Source organism: uncultured Eubacterium sp., assembly GCF_934525195.1.
Taxonomy (GTDB): domain Bacteria; phylum Bacillota; class Clostridia; order Oscillospirales; family Acutalibacteraceae; genus Eubacterium_R.
On sequence record NZ_CAKSZA010000003.1, the window covers coordinates 64,642 to 80,418 of the forward strand.

Below are 15,777 nucleotides of genomic sequence, written 5' to 3' on the forward strand. Positions count from 1 at the left end.
AATATATAATATAGGTATGAGAGAGCAAAAGAAGTTAAACACGATTAGAAAAATTGAATCAAAAAACAGCGAAGCATTCTTTCTTGTGATAAGAGGGCTTGAGGTTGGCTTGGTTGCCGGCTTGATTGCAGTACTGTACCGATATATGTTGTCCGTAGCGGAGGACGGACTCAACAAGGTTTTAACCTTTATTCACGGTAGCTGGTGGAAAATTGCAATTTGGTTTGGCATTTTATGGCTGATTGGCACTTTTGTGTCGTACATCATCAAATGGGAGCCTGCTGCCGGCGGTTCTGGTATTCCGCAAGTTACGGGTGAAGTAAAAGGCAGAATGTCGCCGTCTTGGTGGATGGTACTTGTTGCAAAGCTCATCGGCGGAACTGCGTCGGTGTTTGCGGGTCTTTCACTCGGCAGAGAAGGTCCGAGCGTTCAGCTTGGCGGTATGGCGGCAAAGGGCGTTGCAAGAATCACAAAGGCAGACAAAACAACCGAACTTCGTATGATTTCCTGCGGTGCAGGTGCAGGTATGGCGGCTGCGTTCAACGCTCCGCTTACAGGAATTATGTTTGTGCTGGAGGAAATTCATCATTCTTTTGACAAAAACATTCTTTGTATGGGAATTGTTTCGACCGTTATTGCCGACTTTGTGTCAAAAATGTTTTTCGGTCAAAACACAATTTTCAACTACAGCACCGTTACATTCCCGCTCAAATATTATTGGATTCTTATTTTGCTCGGAATCATTCTTGGACTTTCGGGTGTTGGATATACAAAAATTATGCTCAAAATTCAGGACTGCTTCAAGGGACTGAAAAATATTCCGAACAATGTAAAACTTCCGATTGTTTTCGTTTTCAGCGGAATTGTCGGTCTTATCTGCCCACAGGTGCTTTGCGGCGGACACTCAATGGTTGAGTTTTTGATGAACGAAAAGCCGGGATTCGGTGTGATGTTCACTCTGCTTGTTGCAAAGTTTTTATTTGGCGCAATTTGTTTTGCGTGCGGTGCGCCGGGCGGAACACTTTATCCGCTTTGCATTTTGGGCACATATCTCGGTGCGTCATTCGGTATGATTGCACTCAACATTTCGGGGCTTCCAAACGAATTGTGGCAGGAATTTGCCGTTATCGGTATGGCAGGATTTTTCTCGGCTACAATAAAAAGCCCGATTACGGGCATTGTTTTGGTGTTTGAGTTGACAGGAAATATGAACAACCTGCTTCCGCTCGTAACCGTTGCGCTCATCAGCTTTGCGGTGTCCGACCTTATGGGAAGTGAGCCGATTTACGAAGCTTTGCTTGCAAGACTTTCGACTACTCCGGAAGAAATCAAAGAAAAAGACATTGCCAAAAGAGAAAAAATCATCAAGTCCTTTGTTATTCCGACAGGAAGCGACCTTGCAAACAAAAAAATCAAAGACATTGATTGGGGCAGACACGCTCTCATCATCACGGTTGAGCGTGGCGAGGACAGCATAACGCCAAACGGTGATGTTGTGCTCAATGCCGGAGATGAAATAGTATTTTTGGTTTCGCAGAGGCGACTTGCAAAAACAAGCGAGCACCTTGAGAAACTGTTTGAGGACCAATACAAACCGTCAACAACTGCATAATCCAAAGGAGAAATGCTATGACCTTTAAAGAAAAATTCAACGACAAAATCGGAAAAATAGTGACCAAATTCACCTCTGTTTCGCAAGACGAAAACGGAAATACCGATGTTGAAAAAACAATAACAGACGGTATGCCGGAACTTGCCCGTCAAGCAGCGGCAGAGGGTGCGGTTTTGTTGAAAAATGACAATGTTTTGCCGTTAAAAGAGGGCACAACCGTGTCGCTTTTCGGCAGAACATACAAAGATTACTTTTTTGTCGGCTACGGAAGCGGCGGAGATGTAATCAGACCGTACAACATTGACATTGCACAGGGAATTGAAAACTGCAACAAGCTGAATCTCAACTACACCCTGCACAACATTTATATGGAATGGCGAGAGAAAAACCCTGTATCTCACGGATACTGGGCACATTGGCCGCTGAGATACGAAGAAATGCCGTTGACTGACGAGATTGTTGCATCTGCAAGGACAGAGAGCAACACGGCGGTTGTCACAATCGGTCGTTCATCGGGCGAGGACAGAGATTGCGACCTTGCAAACGGCAGTTATTATCTTGATGACGAGGAAATCGAAATGCTCGACCTTGTCACCGCCCATTTTGAAAAGGTAATCGTCATCCTCAATGTCGGCAACATCATTGATATGAGCTGGGTTAAGCATTACGGCAAAAAAATCGGCGCTGTTATGTACGCTTGGCAGGGCGGAATGGAAAGCGGAAACGCTGTTGCCGACTTGCTTTGCGGAAATGTCAACCCTTGTGGCAGACTGACCGACACCATTGCAAAAAACTACTATGATTATCCGTCATCGGCACAGTTCGGCAACAAAAAAACCAACGAATACACCGAGGATATTTTTGTAGGCTACAGATATTTTGAGAGTTTTGCAAAGGAAAAAGTGCTTTATCCTTTCGGCTTCGGTTTGAGCTACACGGATTTTGACATCAAGTGCGACAAGGCAGAAGCTGTTGACAACGGCTTTGAATTTGAGTTCACCGTTACAAACACGGGCGAAGTTGCAGGCAAGGAAGTTGTGCAACTTTATCTCAACAAGCCTTGCGGAAAACTCGGCAACCCTAAAAGAGAGCTTGTCGGCTTTGCAAAAACCGAACTTATCGAGCCGAACGGCAGTCAAAAAATGACTATAAGCGTTGATATGTATCAGCTCACATCGTATGACGACTGCGGTTCGACAAACAACGCAAGTTCGTATGTAACGCAAAAAGGCGAATACGATTTTTATGTCGGCAAAAATGTGCGTGACACCGAAAAAGTGTTTACATATTATCAGGAAAACACCGAACTTTGGGAACAGTTGAAGCAAGTTTGTGCACCAAAAACCGATTTTCTTGTGTGGCGTGCGGAAGAAAAGCACGGCAATTACTTCCTCAGCACAAAAATGGTTGCAAAGGAAAAATACGACCTTGCAACAAGAATTCTCAACAATCTCCCTGCCGACATTGAACAGACGGGCGACAAGGGAATCAAGCTTCAAGATGTAAAAGACGGCAAGGCAACACTTGACGAATTTGTGGCACAGCTCAACAACATTGAACTTGAAGCAATCACAAGAGGCGACTACAAAATCAATTCTCCGCTTGGAGCAAACGGCAATGTGGGCGTTTACGGCGGAGTGCTTGAAAGCCTGCGTGACAAGGGCATAAAACCGATTTGCACAACTGACGGACCGTCGGGAATTCGACTTGTTTCGTGCTGTTCGTTGCTTCCTATCGGCACACTTCTTGCGTGCACATTCAACACCGAACTTGTTGAAAAAATATACACAGTCCTTGCCGGAGAAATGAAAGAAAAGGGCAGTGATGTACTTCTCGCTCCGGGTATGAATATCCACAGAAATCCGCTTTGCGGTCGAAACTTTGAATATTTCTCGGAGGACCCGTATTTGAGCGGAAAAATGGGAAGTGCCTGCGTAAAAGGTATTCAATCCCTCGGCGGTTCGGCGTGCCCAAAGCACTTTGCCTGCAACAATCAGGAACTTGCACGCACAACAAACAATTCGCAAGTCAGCGAAAGAGCGTTGCGTGAAATCTACCTCAAACCTTTTGAAATCTGCATAAAAGAGGCAAAACCTAAAAACATAATGACCTCATACAACAAAATTAACGGCGTGTGGAGTCACTACAACTACGACACCTGCGTGACCGTTTTGCGCAGAGAATGGGGCTACGAGGGCAATGTTATGACCGACTGGTGGATGCACCCGTCAAAGAGCATTGAATTCCCAAAAATGCGTGACCAAGCATACAGAGTCAGAAGCGGTGTAAACCTGCTTATGCCGGGCGGTGACAGAGTTACAAACGGCAGACCCGACGGCACATTGTTTGCAACACTCGGCAAGCCGTTCGGTATCACTGTCGGCGAGGTTCAACAAAGTGCAAAATGGATACTCAAATCCGTTATGGAAATTGAATAACAACGTAGGGCGAACTGCGTCGCTACAAAAAGCGTAGGGGCGAACTGCGTTCGCCTCAAACTGAACTATAAAAAAAGGTTGATATTTGTTTATCAATGTATTATACTATAATCGAATGAGTAGGAATACTCAAAATTTAACAATATAGGAGAGTAAAATTATGTTAGTTTCCGCTACAGAAATGCTTAAAAAAGCAAAAGAAGGCCACTATGCAGTTGGTCAGTTCAATATTAACAACCTTGAATGGACAAAGTCTATTCTTCTCACAGCACAAGAACTCAACAGCCCTGTTATCTTGGGTGTTTCAGAGGGTGCAGGCAAATATATGACAGGCTTTAAGACCGTTGCGGCTATGGTTAAGGCTATGGACGAAGAACTCGGAATCACAGTTCCTGTTGCACTTCATCTTGACCACGGCACATACGAAGGCTGCTACAAGTGCATCAAGGCAGGCTTCACATCAATTATGTTTGACGGTTCACACTATCCAATCGAGGAGAATGTTGCAAAGACAACAGAGCTTGTAAATGTTGCTCACAACCTCGGTCTTTCTATCGAAGCAGAAGTTGGTGCAATCGGCGGTGAAGAAGACGGCGTTATCGGTGCAGGTGAATGTGCTGACCCTAACGAATGCAAGATGATTGCAGACCTCGGCGTTGATATGCTTGCTGCAGGTATCGGCAACATCCATGGTAAGTACCCTGCAAACTGGGCAGGTCTTTCATTTGAAACTCTTGATGCTGTTCAGCAAAAGACAGGCGCTATGCCACTCGTTCTTCACGGCGGTACAGGTATTCCTGACGATATGATTAAGAAGGCTATCGACCTCGGCGTTTCAAAGATTAATGTAAACACAGAGTGCCAGCTCGTATTCCAGGAAGCAACCCGTGCTTACATCGAAGCAGGCAAGGATTTGGAAGGCAAGGGCTTCGACCCTCGTAAACTCCTCGCTCCTGGTGCACAGGCAATCTGCGACAAGGTTAAGGAAAAGATGGAACTCTTCGGTTCTGTAAACAAGGCATAAGGTTAAACCTATCTCGGCTCCCCTAATGGTTAGGGGAGCTATTTTTACTTATCAAGGCACCCCTTGTTGCAAGGGGAGCTGGCAAACCGCAGGTTTGACTGAGGGGTTAATTTTAGTAAGATAAAACCCCACCGTCTTTTTGCTTTGCAAAAATCCACCTCCCCTTACATTTAAGGGGAGGCAAACTTTACATAAACGATGCAACGGTGTCAACTATATCCGACATTTTGTTCATCGTTTTTTTCATAAATTTTTTGGTTGATGACGAAGCGGAATTTGAACAACAACCGCCTGCAACTGCCATCACCGAGCAAATTGCGAGCGTTGCACCGACGCACTTCATCATTATTCTTGATGTTCTGACATTCATAAAAATACCTCCGTTTTCATTACAGCGTTTTTGCCATATCGGCAATAATAGTTTGTGCTTTTGGCTGTAATAATAACAGAGGTAATTTTTTTATTTTATATCGATTTTGTCTGCGACTCTGACGAACTGACCGTCAATTTCTTCCGCCGATTTAAGGAATTTATTTCCAAAAAATTCGCCGTTCGGGAACAACTCCAAAAGCGGTTCAAGAACAAATCTGCGTTCGGAATATCGAGGATGAGGGCAAACAAGATTTTCGGTGTTTATAACCTTATCTTCCGCAAAAATAAGGTCGATATCCAAAACTCTCGGACCGTCTTTAATCACTCTTATTCTGCCAAAACCTGCTTCAATGCCGAGGCACACGCCGAGCATTTCGTGAGGGTCAAGCTCGCTTTCAACAAGAACAACCGCATTGTAAAAATCGTCCTGCTCGTCATAGCCGACAGGCTCTGTTTCGTAAATTGAGGAGCAAGCGATAACCGAAGTTTTAGGCACAAGATTTATCGATTCAACCGCATTGTCGATGTTTTCTTTGCGATTGCCGATATTTGTGCCGAGTGCAAGAACATAAGTCATAATTTTCCACCTTGTATTACCTTTCTCTTGTGATTGAAACCGCAACATAATCAAAATCGGCGCTGATTGGTGCTTCCGGCTTTTTGAGAGTCACTTCAACCTTGAAAATGTCCTCAAATTCATCAAGCACCGCATCTGCGATAACCTGACTCGCTCTTTCGATTAAATCATATTTTTCTGCGATGAACACACGGCGAATTGTTTTGACAACTTTTGCATAGCTCACCGTGTCGTCAAGGCTATCCATTTGGCAAGCCTTGTTTATGTTTACATAATAATCCAAATCTATAACAAAATTTTGACCGTTTTCTTTTTCCTCCGGATTCACTCCGTGGTAGGCAAAAAGTTTTAAGCCTTTGATTGAAATCTTATCCATAATTATCCTTTACTTTGCATTTTTTTGATTGCGTACGCCATATCTATGCCCTGTTTTTCGGCTTTTACATTGTGCAGGCGAATTATATCAACTCCGCCCAAAATTGCCGCCGTATCGGCTGCTATGTTGCCGTAATCACGGTTTTTAGCCACGCTCTCGCCGCCGTACTCGCCTATAACACGCTTTCTGCTCGTTCCGAGTAACAGAGGGTATCCGTCAACCTTATAGTCGCTTACACGGGAAATCAGAGCCAAATCCTGCAATCTGTCCTTGCCAAAGCCGATTCCCATATCAAAGCAAATCTGTGCCCTGTCAATTCCGAGTGCATCGCACTGCTGTGCGGATTCAACGAAAAATTTGTTAACCTCATCAACTCCGCCTGCTCCGTTGTGCATAATTATCCAACCCGCTTGGTTATTTTTCACAACATTTGCCATCTCTTTGGTTACAACACCGCTGACATCATTGATGATGTTTGCGCCCCATTCAAGCGTGTTAAGCGCAACAACAGGAAAATAGGTGTCAATGCTTATCGGCACATCCGTCTGTGCTCTGACTTTTGAAATAATCGGTTCAAGCCTGTCCAATTCTTCAAGAGGCGTAATCTCGGTGTAGCCGGGTCTGGTGCTCTGTGCGCCAAAATCCAAAATATCGGCTCCGTCCTCTACCAATTTGAGAGCACATTCAATCGCCGATTCTGGCGAAAAATGGTCGCCGCCGTCCGAAAAACTGTCGGGTGTGACATTCACAATGCCCATAACAAGCGGTCTGTCACCGTATTCAATATTTTTGTCCGTACATTTCCAAATCATAACTTTACCTTTCTGCCGAAAATATTTCATATACAAAATGCGACAGCTCCCCTAAACTAAGGAGAGCCGTATTTGATTTTATCTTTGAAGCAAGGACAAAACCTCTGCTCTTGTGCGTGCGTCTTTTTTCATAATTCCACGGAGTGCGGAAGTCATTGTTGACGAACCCGAAGCCTTTGCACCTCTGATGTTCATACATGTGTGTTCCGCTTCAACGATAACAGCGACTCCCTTTGGCGAAAGATTTTCTTCCAAAAAATCGGCAATGTCCGAGGTCAATCTCTCCTGAACCTGCGGTCTTTTTGCAAAATTGTCAACTATTCTCGCAAATTTTGAAAGCCCGATAATCTTATTATCCGACGGAATATACGCAATATGTGCCTTGCCGACAAACGGAAGCAAATGATGCTCGCACATTGACGAAAACGGAATGTCACGCACAATGACCATCTCGTCATTTGATCTTTCATCAAACAATTTGAGGTGTTGCTTTGCGTCGCTGTCAAGTCCGGCAAACATCTCCTCATACATATTTGCCACTCTTTTCGGCGTTTCGATAAGTCCCGGACGGTTTACATCCTCGCCCACCGCTTCAAGAATGTCACGAACGGCATTCATAATTTTTTGCTTGTTTTCTTCTGTAATCATAATAATTCCTCGTTATAGTTTTGTATAAAACAATATTTACTTGCTGAAATAACCCTTGATTTCCTGCACGGATTTCGGAGTGAGGACATTCGACTGCGAATACTTGACCTTTGCCGAATAAACCGCAATATCTCTGTTCTTTTTGCAAAAGACCTCAAGGGAGTCAATATTATCCTGAAAATCACGAACCGTGATGTTTGTTGTTGAACTGTTAATGAACAATCTGAATATTGCCTCGGCATTTTCAAAATTATCTGCGTTAAACAGCTCTGTAAGCCCGTAAAGGATAATTTGATTTGCTTTGGAATAATCTACCATATCATTTGAATAATAACGCAAAATATCGGCTGTTTCGGAGCCTGACAGTTTTTGTTCGCCTTTGCCGATACGAACCGAATATTTGTCGTCCTCATTTTCATTGCTGAATCTGATTGCCTCGGTTGACGGATAAATATATGTGCCGAGTTTGTTGACGAATTCGATGAAATCATCCGTTTTCATTGAAGCGTAGTAATCAATGTCCACGCCGAAATAAGCGGTTAACTTTGTTTGAATTGTTGCTCCTCCGCCGAGCGAATACAAATCATAAAGCGATTGACCGTCAATGTCGGTGTTAGGCGAAAGAGTGCAGACCTTGTAGCTTTGAGTATCCTTGTCTGCCTGCACCAAAAATGCAAAGTGAATGACCGACTCCTCGTTATCTGTTTCTATAATCAAAAAGTTGCTTTTGCCGGAAATTTTAGGCAATTCTTCAATCGCATTTGCCTGTTCGGTGACGGTGACATTTTCGCCTGCAAAAAATTCCTTGACCGACGAATATTTCTGCGACAATATGCCGAAAAAAGCAACTGTAAATATTACAATTACCGCAAGCAGAATAAGCAAAATATGCTCTTCTCTGCTCTTTTTACCGTTTGATTTGCTGATATAAATATCACCACGGTGTTTAAAAATTTTCATATTCTGTCTTTCCTATATTTTATATTGGATTTTATTATAAAATAAATACATTCAAATTGCAACCTAAAATGAAAGATGTTGACCCTGCCGTTTTTGTTTGGTTTTGCTCATACATCTTATACAGTATATATATTATAGAAGTATATAATTATTATTTTATTTTAAATATTTATTGACTTAAAGTCTTTTATTTATTATAATAGATTATGTATTATTGTCTCAATCTTGTTTTAAGCAAAATACATTTTAATATTTTAATAAAAACAAATTTTTACATAACGGAGATTATTGAATTTTATGGATACATACCAAGAATTATGGCAAAATGTTCTCCTTTATTGCAAAGAGCAAACAAATCAAACAGCATACAATTTGTGGTTTGCTCCGATAGAAATGACTGAATTTAACGGAAACGAGGCAACTCTCAAATTTGCCAACGAGTTTAAGAAAAACACGGTTGTCGGCAGATACGGAAAATTGATTGAAGAAGCATTTATGGTTATTTGCGGATTTGAAGTTAAAATCAATTTTTATTGCCCTGAGGACGAAATGAGTCAGAAGCAAAAAACGGAAATCAGCTTTGCCGATTTTAAAAACGAAACTTTTACGTTTGACAATTTCATTGTCGGTCCGAGCAACAGATTTGCTTATGCGGCGGCAAAAGCAATTGCGGCAGACCCTGCGGGTCAAATCAGCAACGGTGCAAAATACTACAACTACAATCCGCTTTTCATTTACGGCTCGAGCGGTTTGGGCAAAACTCACTTGCTCAACGCTATCAGCTATGAGGTCAGCCGTAATTATCCTGAAATGCGAATTGCATATGTTAAGGCAGAAAATTTTGCAAACGAATTTATCGAAAGTCTCGGCAAAAAAACCGTAGACGAATTCCATAACAAATACAGAAACAATATTGATTTGTTTTTGGTGGACGACGTTCAGTTCATCGCAGGTAAAACACAGACGGAAGAAGAATTCTTCCACACATTCAACAGCCTTGTTGACAACGGCAAACAGATTGTGTTGACCTCCGACCGTCCGCCGAAAGAAATTAAATCTCTCACCGAACGTCTTTGCTCAAGATTTGAAAGCGGACTTTTGGCAGATGTTCAGTCCCCTGAATTTGAAACAAGATGTGCCATCATCAAAAGAAAGGCACAGCTTCTTGATTTTAAAATTGAGGACGACAATGTTGTTGAATACATTGCTCAAAACATCAAAACAAATATTCGTCAACTTGAAGGCATCACAAAAAGATTGCACGCAATATGCAAATTCAGCGAGCAAACACCGACCATTTCGCTTGCACAGGGTGCAATTAAGGCGGTTCAAAATGATGTTCGCCCAATCGGTGATGTGCTCAAAATCATTGTTGAAGAAGTCAGCAGAACAACAGGCGTTTCTGTTGAGGATATTTACAGCAAGAAGCAGACAAGCGATGTTTCCATTGCAAGAAAAATGTGCTTCTACATTATCCGTGAAGTAACCGATATGAGTTTTAAGGCAATCGGCGAAAAGTTCGGCAAGGACCATTCAACAGTTATGTACAATGTGGAAAAGTTTGAAGAAAAAATGAAAAACGATTCCGCACTTGAATATCAGGTCAGCGACATAATCAATAATGTAAAAGAATAACAGGCGAACTGTGTTCGCCCCAGACTGTTGATAAAGCCCCTGAACCACGCCAAAATTATTTCAGCGTGATTTTATAGGGGATAGGCAAGCCTATCCCGAAACATTATTGTTTCAATAATACTATTTAAAGAAAAGTGCCGCAAACATTGAGTTTGCATCACTTTTGGCGTTTTTCGTTTTTTGCTCGGGGGCGGTACCATCGTACAGCTCCCACTCGCAAGAAAACAAAATTCAGAAACTTTCTCAACAGCCTACAACGTATCAATAATACTTTATTATTTTAGGGTGCGTTTTAGATAATTTATTACAATTATTTTCCACAAAATTTTAAGTTTCCACACTTATATTTTTCACACAGTAGGTGGAAAACCAAAATTTTACACATTTTAAACATTTTTTTCACAAACGGTATGTTAAAATTTTTTGGAGCAAAATGCTTTGTTTAAAACGGTTTTGAGAGTTTTACACATTTTGCACCGCCTCTAATATTATTACTACAATAATGATATATTGTGATAGCAAATTGCATTCCCAAAGTCAAAATAAGGCAAATAGCCTTGTAAATTTTCAACATAGATAAAAAATAAATTAATTAGCCGTTTATAGCTATATCATATAAGAGGAGCATCGGTATGAAATTTATATGCAATACAAAAGAATTATCGTCTGCCTGCAACAATGTAATCAGAGCGGTAAGCACAAAGGTAACAATTCCTACCATTGAGGGTATACTCATAGAATGCGGAAGCAACACATTGAGCCTTACGGGTTACGATTTTGAATTCGGAATCAACACAATTATGAGTGTTGACGTTATTGAGCCGGGTGCAATAGTAATTAATGCAAAAGTGCTTTGCGATATTATCCGCAAACTTAATAATGAAGAAGTTACTATTGAAACAAACGGTAGTTCTGTATCAATCATCAGCGGTGCGGCTCAGTACAATATTTCGGGCATTGACGCAGAGGACTACCCTGAACTTCCGTCTGTTAACAACGGTGACAAGATTGAGCTTGACCAAAAGCTTATGTATTCAATGATAAGTCAAACTGTATTTGCGGTTGCAGACAACGAATCATCAAAACCTGTTTACACAGGTCTAAAGTTTGAAATTGCAGACGATACAATCACAATGATTGGTGTTGACGGTTATCGTCTTGCTATCAGAAAAGAAAAAATCAGTTATAACGGCGAACCTCTTGACTTTGTTGTTCCTAAAAAGACAATTAAAGAAATCACAAAACTTTTCAATTTGGAAGAGGACAAGAGCGTGAATATGCTCATCAGCAAGCGTCATATTGTGTTTGAAATTGAAAATTACAGCATTATCAGCCGACTTCTTGACGGTGAATTTATTGATTATACAGCCGCAATTCCAAATGTACAAAAAACAACCGTGCTTATCAACACAGATGATGCGATTGATTGCATTGAAAGAACATTGCCGGTTATTGAAAATAATCAGAAAAACCCGATTAGATGCTTGTTTGACGGCGACCAAATGAGGGTGTCAACCGTATCAAGCCTCGGCAGAGTTGTGGACTACACACACGCAAACACTTCCGGTGACAGAGTTGAAATCGGCTTTAATTCAAAATTTATGCTTGATGCACTCCACGCAAGCGACACAGATGAAGTGAAGATTGAACTTTGCGGACCTGTAAGCCCTGCGGTTATCAAGCCTATTAACGCAGACAACTTTATTTTCCTTGTACTTCCAATGAGGTTAAAAAATGAGAATTAAGGTAAAAACAGCAGAACATCAAAAAGAAACGGTAAAAATAAATACCGAATTCATACAATTGCAATCATTCCTTAAATTTAAAGGAATTGCAGAAACAGGCGGTCAGGCAAAAGAATTCATACAAGACGGAATTATCCGTGTGAACGGCGAAGTTTGCACTGCAAGAGGTAAAAAAATCAGAAACGGCGATGTTGTAACGGCATTTGCGGTTGACTATACAATAGTAAATGAAGATTAATTCAATTACACTTGAAAATTATAGAAATATAAAAGAACTGTCGGTTGATTTTGATGATGTGAACATCATTTGGGGCGAAAATGCACAGGGCAAAACCAATTTGCTTGAAGCAATATATTTGTTCAGCGGTGCAAAAAGTTTCAGAGGTGCAAAGGACAAAGAACTTGTTAAATTTGATTGCGACTACGCAAAAATGAAACTCGATTTTTTTGCGAACGGCAGAGAACAAACAGCCGAAATCAACATTAAAGACAGAAAAACGGTGACCCTCAACGGCATTAAAAAAAGAAGTTCGGCAGAACTCGGTGACGAAATCAAAACGATTATTTTCAGTCCCGACCATCTGAATATGATTAAAGAAGGACCGAACGAACGCCGAAAATTTATTGACGGGGCACTGTGCCAAATAAAAAGCAATTATCGTACATTGCTGAAAAATTACGGCAGAACTCTTGTTCAGAGAAATTCTTTGCTCAGAAATGCAGAGAGCGTTGATGTGGTTGCACCTATGCTTGAAGTGTGGGATATTAACCTGGCAAACTTGGGTGCAAAAATAATTTATCAACGAATTATGTACCTAAAGGCGATTAAACCGTACCTTAAAGACATATTTGAGGGCATCAGCGGTGGTAAAGAGGACATTGAGCTTGTTTATATCGGAGCAGACACTTACACGGATGATGTGAATGATATTGAACAAAGGCTGTATAATAAAATCAGAAGCCACAGAAAAATTGATGTGCTCAATCACACGACAACCAAAGGTCCGCACCGTGACGACATAGAAATTATGATTAACGGCAGGAGCGTAAAATCCTTTGGCAGTCAGGGTCAGCAAAGAAGCTCGGTGCTTGCGCTCAAATTGGCGGAAGCAAGTCTGCTTCGAGAAATGACAGGCGAAAATCCGATTGCATTGCTTGACGACGTTATGAGCGAGCTTGACGAAAAACGACAGGATTATATTCTGAACCACATCAAAGATTTGCAGGTTTTCATTACCTGCTGTGACAAGGAAACCGTGCTTCGACTGAAAAAAGGCAAAACTTTTCATATTGCAAACGGAGCACTCTCGGAGGGCTGACAATGTATTTGCACATAGGCGAGGACACCCTCGTGAGAGATAAGGAAATTATCGGTATTTTTGATATGGACACCTCGACCGTAAACAAAGCGACAAGGGACTATCTCAAAAAAGCCGAAAAAGATAAAAGAGTAATTTATGTAAACTATGACTTGCCGAAATGCTTTGTCGTTACGGACAAAAATATTTTTGTAAGTCCGATAAACACGGGCACACTCAACAAGCGTGCCAAATAAATGGGGTTAAAAAATGGAAGAAGAAAAGAACTTAACCAACCTTGAGGAAGAGGATATCAACACCGTTGTAACAGAAGAATACAATGCGGATGATATTCAGGTACTTGAGGGACTTGAGGCGGTTAGAAAAAGACCGGGTATGTACATAGGCTCAACAGGACCGAGAGGACTCCACCACCTTGTTTACGAGATTGTGGACAACTCTATTGACGAGGCTCTTGCAGGCTATTGTACTCATATTGAAACCGAGATTTTGCCGGGCAACATCATCACAGTTCGTGACAACGGCCGTGGTATTCCGACCGGTATTAATGAAAAAACAGGGCTTCCTGCCGTAACCGTTGTTCTCACGGTTCTCCACGCAGGCGGTAAATTCGGCGGTTCGGGCTACAAGGTTTCGGGCGGTTTGCACGGTGTTGGTTCATCGGTTGTAAACGCACTTTCGGAATGGCTTGAAGTTGAAGTAACTCAAAACGGCCACATTTATGCACAGAGATTTGAAAGAGGCATACCTGTAAATGATTTGCACATCATTGGCGACAGTGACGGTCAAGGCACATTTATCAAATTCAAGGCGGATGACGAAATTTTCCAAGAAACAACACAATATGATTTTGACATCCTTGAAAGACGACTTCGTGAGCAGGCATTCCTCAACGCAGGTCTTTCAATCAGCCTTACAGACAAGAGAGAACTTGCCGAAAAGCCTGAGGGCGACAAGTACGGCGAGGATGAACACACTGCCGTTTATTGCTACGAGGGCGGTATTCGCTCATTCGTTGAATGGATAAACGAAAGCAGAGGACTTACTCCTATTCAGCCTGAGGTTATTCATATCTCAACCACAAAAGACGACAGAAGTGCGGAAGTTGCACTTTGCTATACAGACAGTTATTCCGAAACAAAACTTTCATTTGCAAACAACATCAACACTGTTGACGGCGGTACTCACGAAACAGGATTTAAGACTGCCCTTACAAGAGTGTTTAATGATTACGGCAAAAAATACGGAATTCTCAAGGACAGCGACAAGAAATTTACAGGTGACGATGTTCGAGAGGGTATCACCGTTGTAATTTCGGTTAAACTTACAGAGGCTCAGTTTGAGGGTCAAACAAAGGGCAAACTCGGCAACACAGATATTACGGGTCTTGTGTCGGGTCTTGTTTACGACAAACTTATGACTTATTTTGAGGAGCACCCGCAGGTTGCGAAAACACTCCTCAACAAATCGCTTGACGCTTCCCGTGCAAGAGAAGCAGCAAGAAAAGCAAGAGAAAACGCAAGAAGAAAATCCCCGCTTGAGAGCAACTCTTTGCCGGGCAAACTTTCGGACTGCACATCAAAAGAACCTGAAAAATGCGAAATCTACATCGTAGAGGGTGACTCTGCGGGAGGTTCCGCAAAGCTTGGCCGTGACCCTAAATATATGGCAATTCTTCCGCTTTGGGGTAAGATGCTCAACGTTGAAAAGGCACGACTTGACAAGGTTTACGGCAACGAAAAACTTGTGCCTGTAATCACGGCACTCGGCACGGGTATCGGCGAGGACTTCGATATTTCAAAGCTTCGCTATCACAAAATCGTGCTTATGGCGGATGCCGATGTCGACGGTGCACATATTACAACTCTTTTGCTCACATTCTTCTTTAGATATATGCCGGAACTTATCGAACACGGACATATCTATTTGGCAATGCCACCGCTCTTTAAGGTAACAAAGAATAAAAAGAGCGAATACGCATATTCCGACGAGCAGAGAGATGAAATCACCCAAAAAATGGGCGGAGATTGCGATGTTCAGCGATACAAGGGTCTTGGTGAAATGGACCCTGAACAGCTTTGGGAAACCACAATGGACCCTGAGTTCAGAACAATGAAGCGTGTTACTGTTGATGACGCACAGATTGCAAGCGAAAACTTCTCTATCCTTATGGGTGAGGATGTTGAGCCGAGACGACAGTTTATCGAGCAAAACGCAAAGTTCGTTAAGAACCTCGATATTTAATTTTAGAATAGGAGA

General features: G+C 42.0%; 15 protein-coding genes. 9 read left to right on the forward strand and 6 right to left on the reverse strand.

Features of this window, described 5'->3' with window-relative positions:
• Positions 1–16 precede the first annotated feature (16 nt).
• From Q0E03_RS03875 to fba, 3 genes are all read left to right on the forward strand, one after another.
• Positions 17–1,612, forward strand: coding sequence for a ClC family H(+)/Cl(-) exchange transporter (locus Q0E03_RS03875; RefSeq protein ID WP_297129697.1), 1,596 nt, complete (start codon positions 17–19; stop codon positions 1,610–1,612).
• Positions 1,613–1,629: 17 nt separating this feature from the next.
• Entirely contained in the window at positions 1,630–4,050 is a 2,421-nt protein-coding gene (locus Q0E03_RS03880; RefSeq protein ID WP_297129698.1) for a glycoside hydrolase family 3 C-terminal domain-containing protein, read from the forward strand.
• 160 nt (positions 4,051–4,210) lie between these two features.
• Positions 4,211–5,074, forward strand: coding sequence for a class II fructose-1,6-bisphosphate aldolase (gene fba / locus Q0E03_RS03885; protein WP_288313543.1), 864 nt, complete (start codon positions 4,211–4,213; stop codon positions 5,072–5,074).
• Between the two features lie 187 nt (positions 5,075–5,261).
• Here the strand turns inward: fba and Q0E03_RS03890 are convergent, their stop codons facing one another.
• The 6 genes from Q0E03_RS03890 to Q0E03_RS03915 form a co-directional block, all read right to left on the reverse strand.
• Entirely contained in the window at positions 5,262–5,444 is a 183-nt protein-coding gene (locus tag Q0E03_RS03890) for a hypothetical protein (protein WP_294836001.1), read from the reverse strand.
• A gap of 90 nt (positions 5,445–5,534) precedes the next feature.
• Complete coding sequence (gene folK, locus Q0E03_RS03895) at positions 5,535–6,023, reverse strand: 2-amino-4-hydroxy-6-hydroxymethyldihydropteridine diphosphokinase (protein WP_297129699.1); 489 nt, start codon at positions 6,021–6,023, stop codon at positions 5,535–5,537.
• Positions 6,024–6,039: 16 nt separating this feature from the next.
• A complete protein-coding gene (folB, locus tag Q0E03_RS03900) occupies positions 6,040–6,399 on the reverse strand; it encodes a dihydroneopterin aldolase (RefSeq protein WP_297129700.1) in 360 nt (119 codons plus the stop codon).
• A 2-nt stretch (positions 6,400–6,401) separates the two neighbouring features.
• Positions 6,402–7,211, reverse strand: coding sequence for a dihydropteroate synthase (gene folP, locus Q0E03_RS03905; protein ID WP_297129701.1), 810 nt, complete (start codon positions 7,209–7,211; stop codon positions 6,402–6,404).
• Between the two features lie 78 nt (positions 7,212–7,289).
• Positions 7,290–7,859 carry a GTP cyclohydrolase I FolE gene (folE, locus tag Q0E03_RS03910; protein ID WP_078768643.1) on the reverse strand — a complete coding sequence of 190 codons (570 nt, stop codon included), beginning with the start codon at positions 7,857–7,859 and terminating at the stop codon, positions 7,290–7,292.
• A 36-nt stretch (positions 7,860–7,895) separates the two neighbouring features.
• Positions 7,896–8,819, reverse strand: a complete 924-nt coding sequence (locus Q0E03_RS03915; protein WP_297129702.1) for an LCP family protein — start codon at positions 8,817–8,819, stop codon at positions 7,896–7,898.
• Positions 8,820–9,116: 297 nt separating this feature from the next.
• Here Q0E03_RS03915 and dnaA point away from each other — a divergent pair, with 297 nt between their 5' ends.
• The 6 genes from dnaA to gyrB all read left to right on the forward strand — a co-directional run bounded on the left by dnaA (position 9,117) and on the right by gyrB (position 15,762).
• Positions 9,117–10,454, forward strand: coding sequence for a chromosomal replication initiator protein DnaA (gene dnaA, locus Q0E03_RS03920; RefSeq protein ID WP_294836011.1), 1,338 nt, complete (start codon positions 9,117–9,119; stop codon positions 10,452–10,454).
• 632 nt (positions 10,455–11,086) lie between these two features.
• Positions 11,087–12,199 (forward strand): DNA polymerase III subunit beta, encoded by a 1,113-nt coding sequence (dnaN, locus tag Q0E03_RS03925; RefSeq protein WP_297129703.1) that lies wholly within the window; start codon positions 11,087–11,089, stop codon positions 12,197–12,199.
• The gene (locus Q0E03_RS03930) at positions 12,189–12,437 is read left to right on the forward strand and encodes an RNA-binding S4 domain-containing protein (RefSeq protein ID WP_078768639.1); all 249 of its coding nucleotides are present in this window, start codon (positions 12,189–12,191) and stop codon (positions 12,435–12,437) included. Before dnaN ends, Q0E03_RS03930 begins: the two co-directional genes overlap by 11 nt.
• Complete coding sequence (recF, locus tag Q0E03_RS03935) at positions 12,427–13,518, forward strand: DNA replication/repair protein RecF (protein WP_297129704.1); 1,092 nt, start codon at positions 12,427–12,429, stop codon at positions 13,516–13,518. The genes Q0E03_RS03930 and recF overlap by 11 nt, the downstream gene beginning before the upstream one ends.
• A 2-nt stretch (positions 13,519–13,520) precedes the next feature.
• The gene (gene remB, locus Q0E03_RS03940) at positions 13,521–13,754 is read left to right on the forward strand and encodes an extracellular matrix regulator RemB (protein WP_297129705.1); all 234 of its coding nucleotides are present in this window, start codon (positions 13,521–13,523) and stop codon (positions 13,752–13,754) included.
• 13 nt (positions 13,755–13,767) lie between these two features.
• Positions 13,768–15,762 (forward strand): DNA topoisomerase (ATP-hydrolyzing) subunit B, encoded by a 1,995-nt coding sequence (gene gyrB / locus Q0E03_RS03945; protein WP_297129706.1) that lies wholly within the window; start codon positions 13,768–13,770, stop codon positions 15,760–15,762.
• The last annotated feature ends 15 nt before the right edge of the window (positions 15,763–15,777 follow it).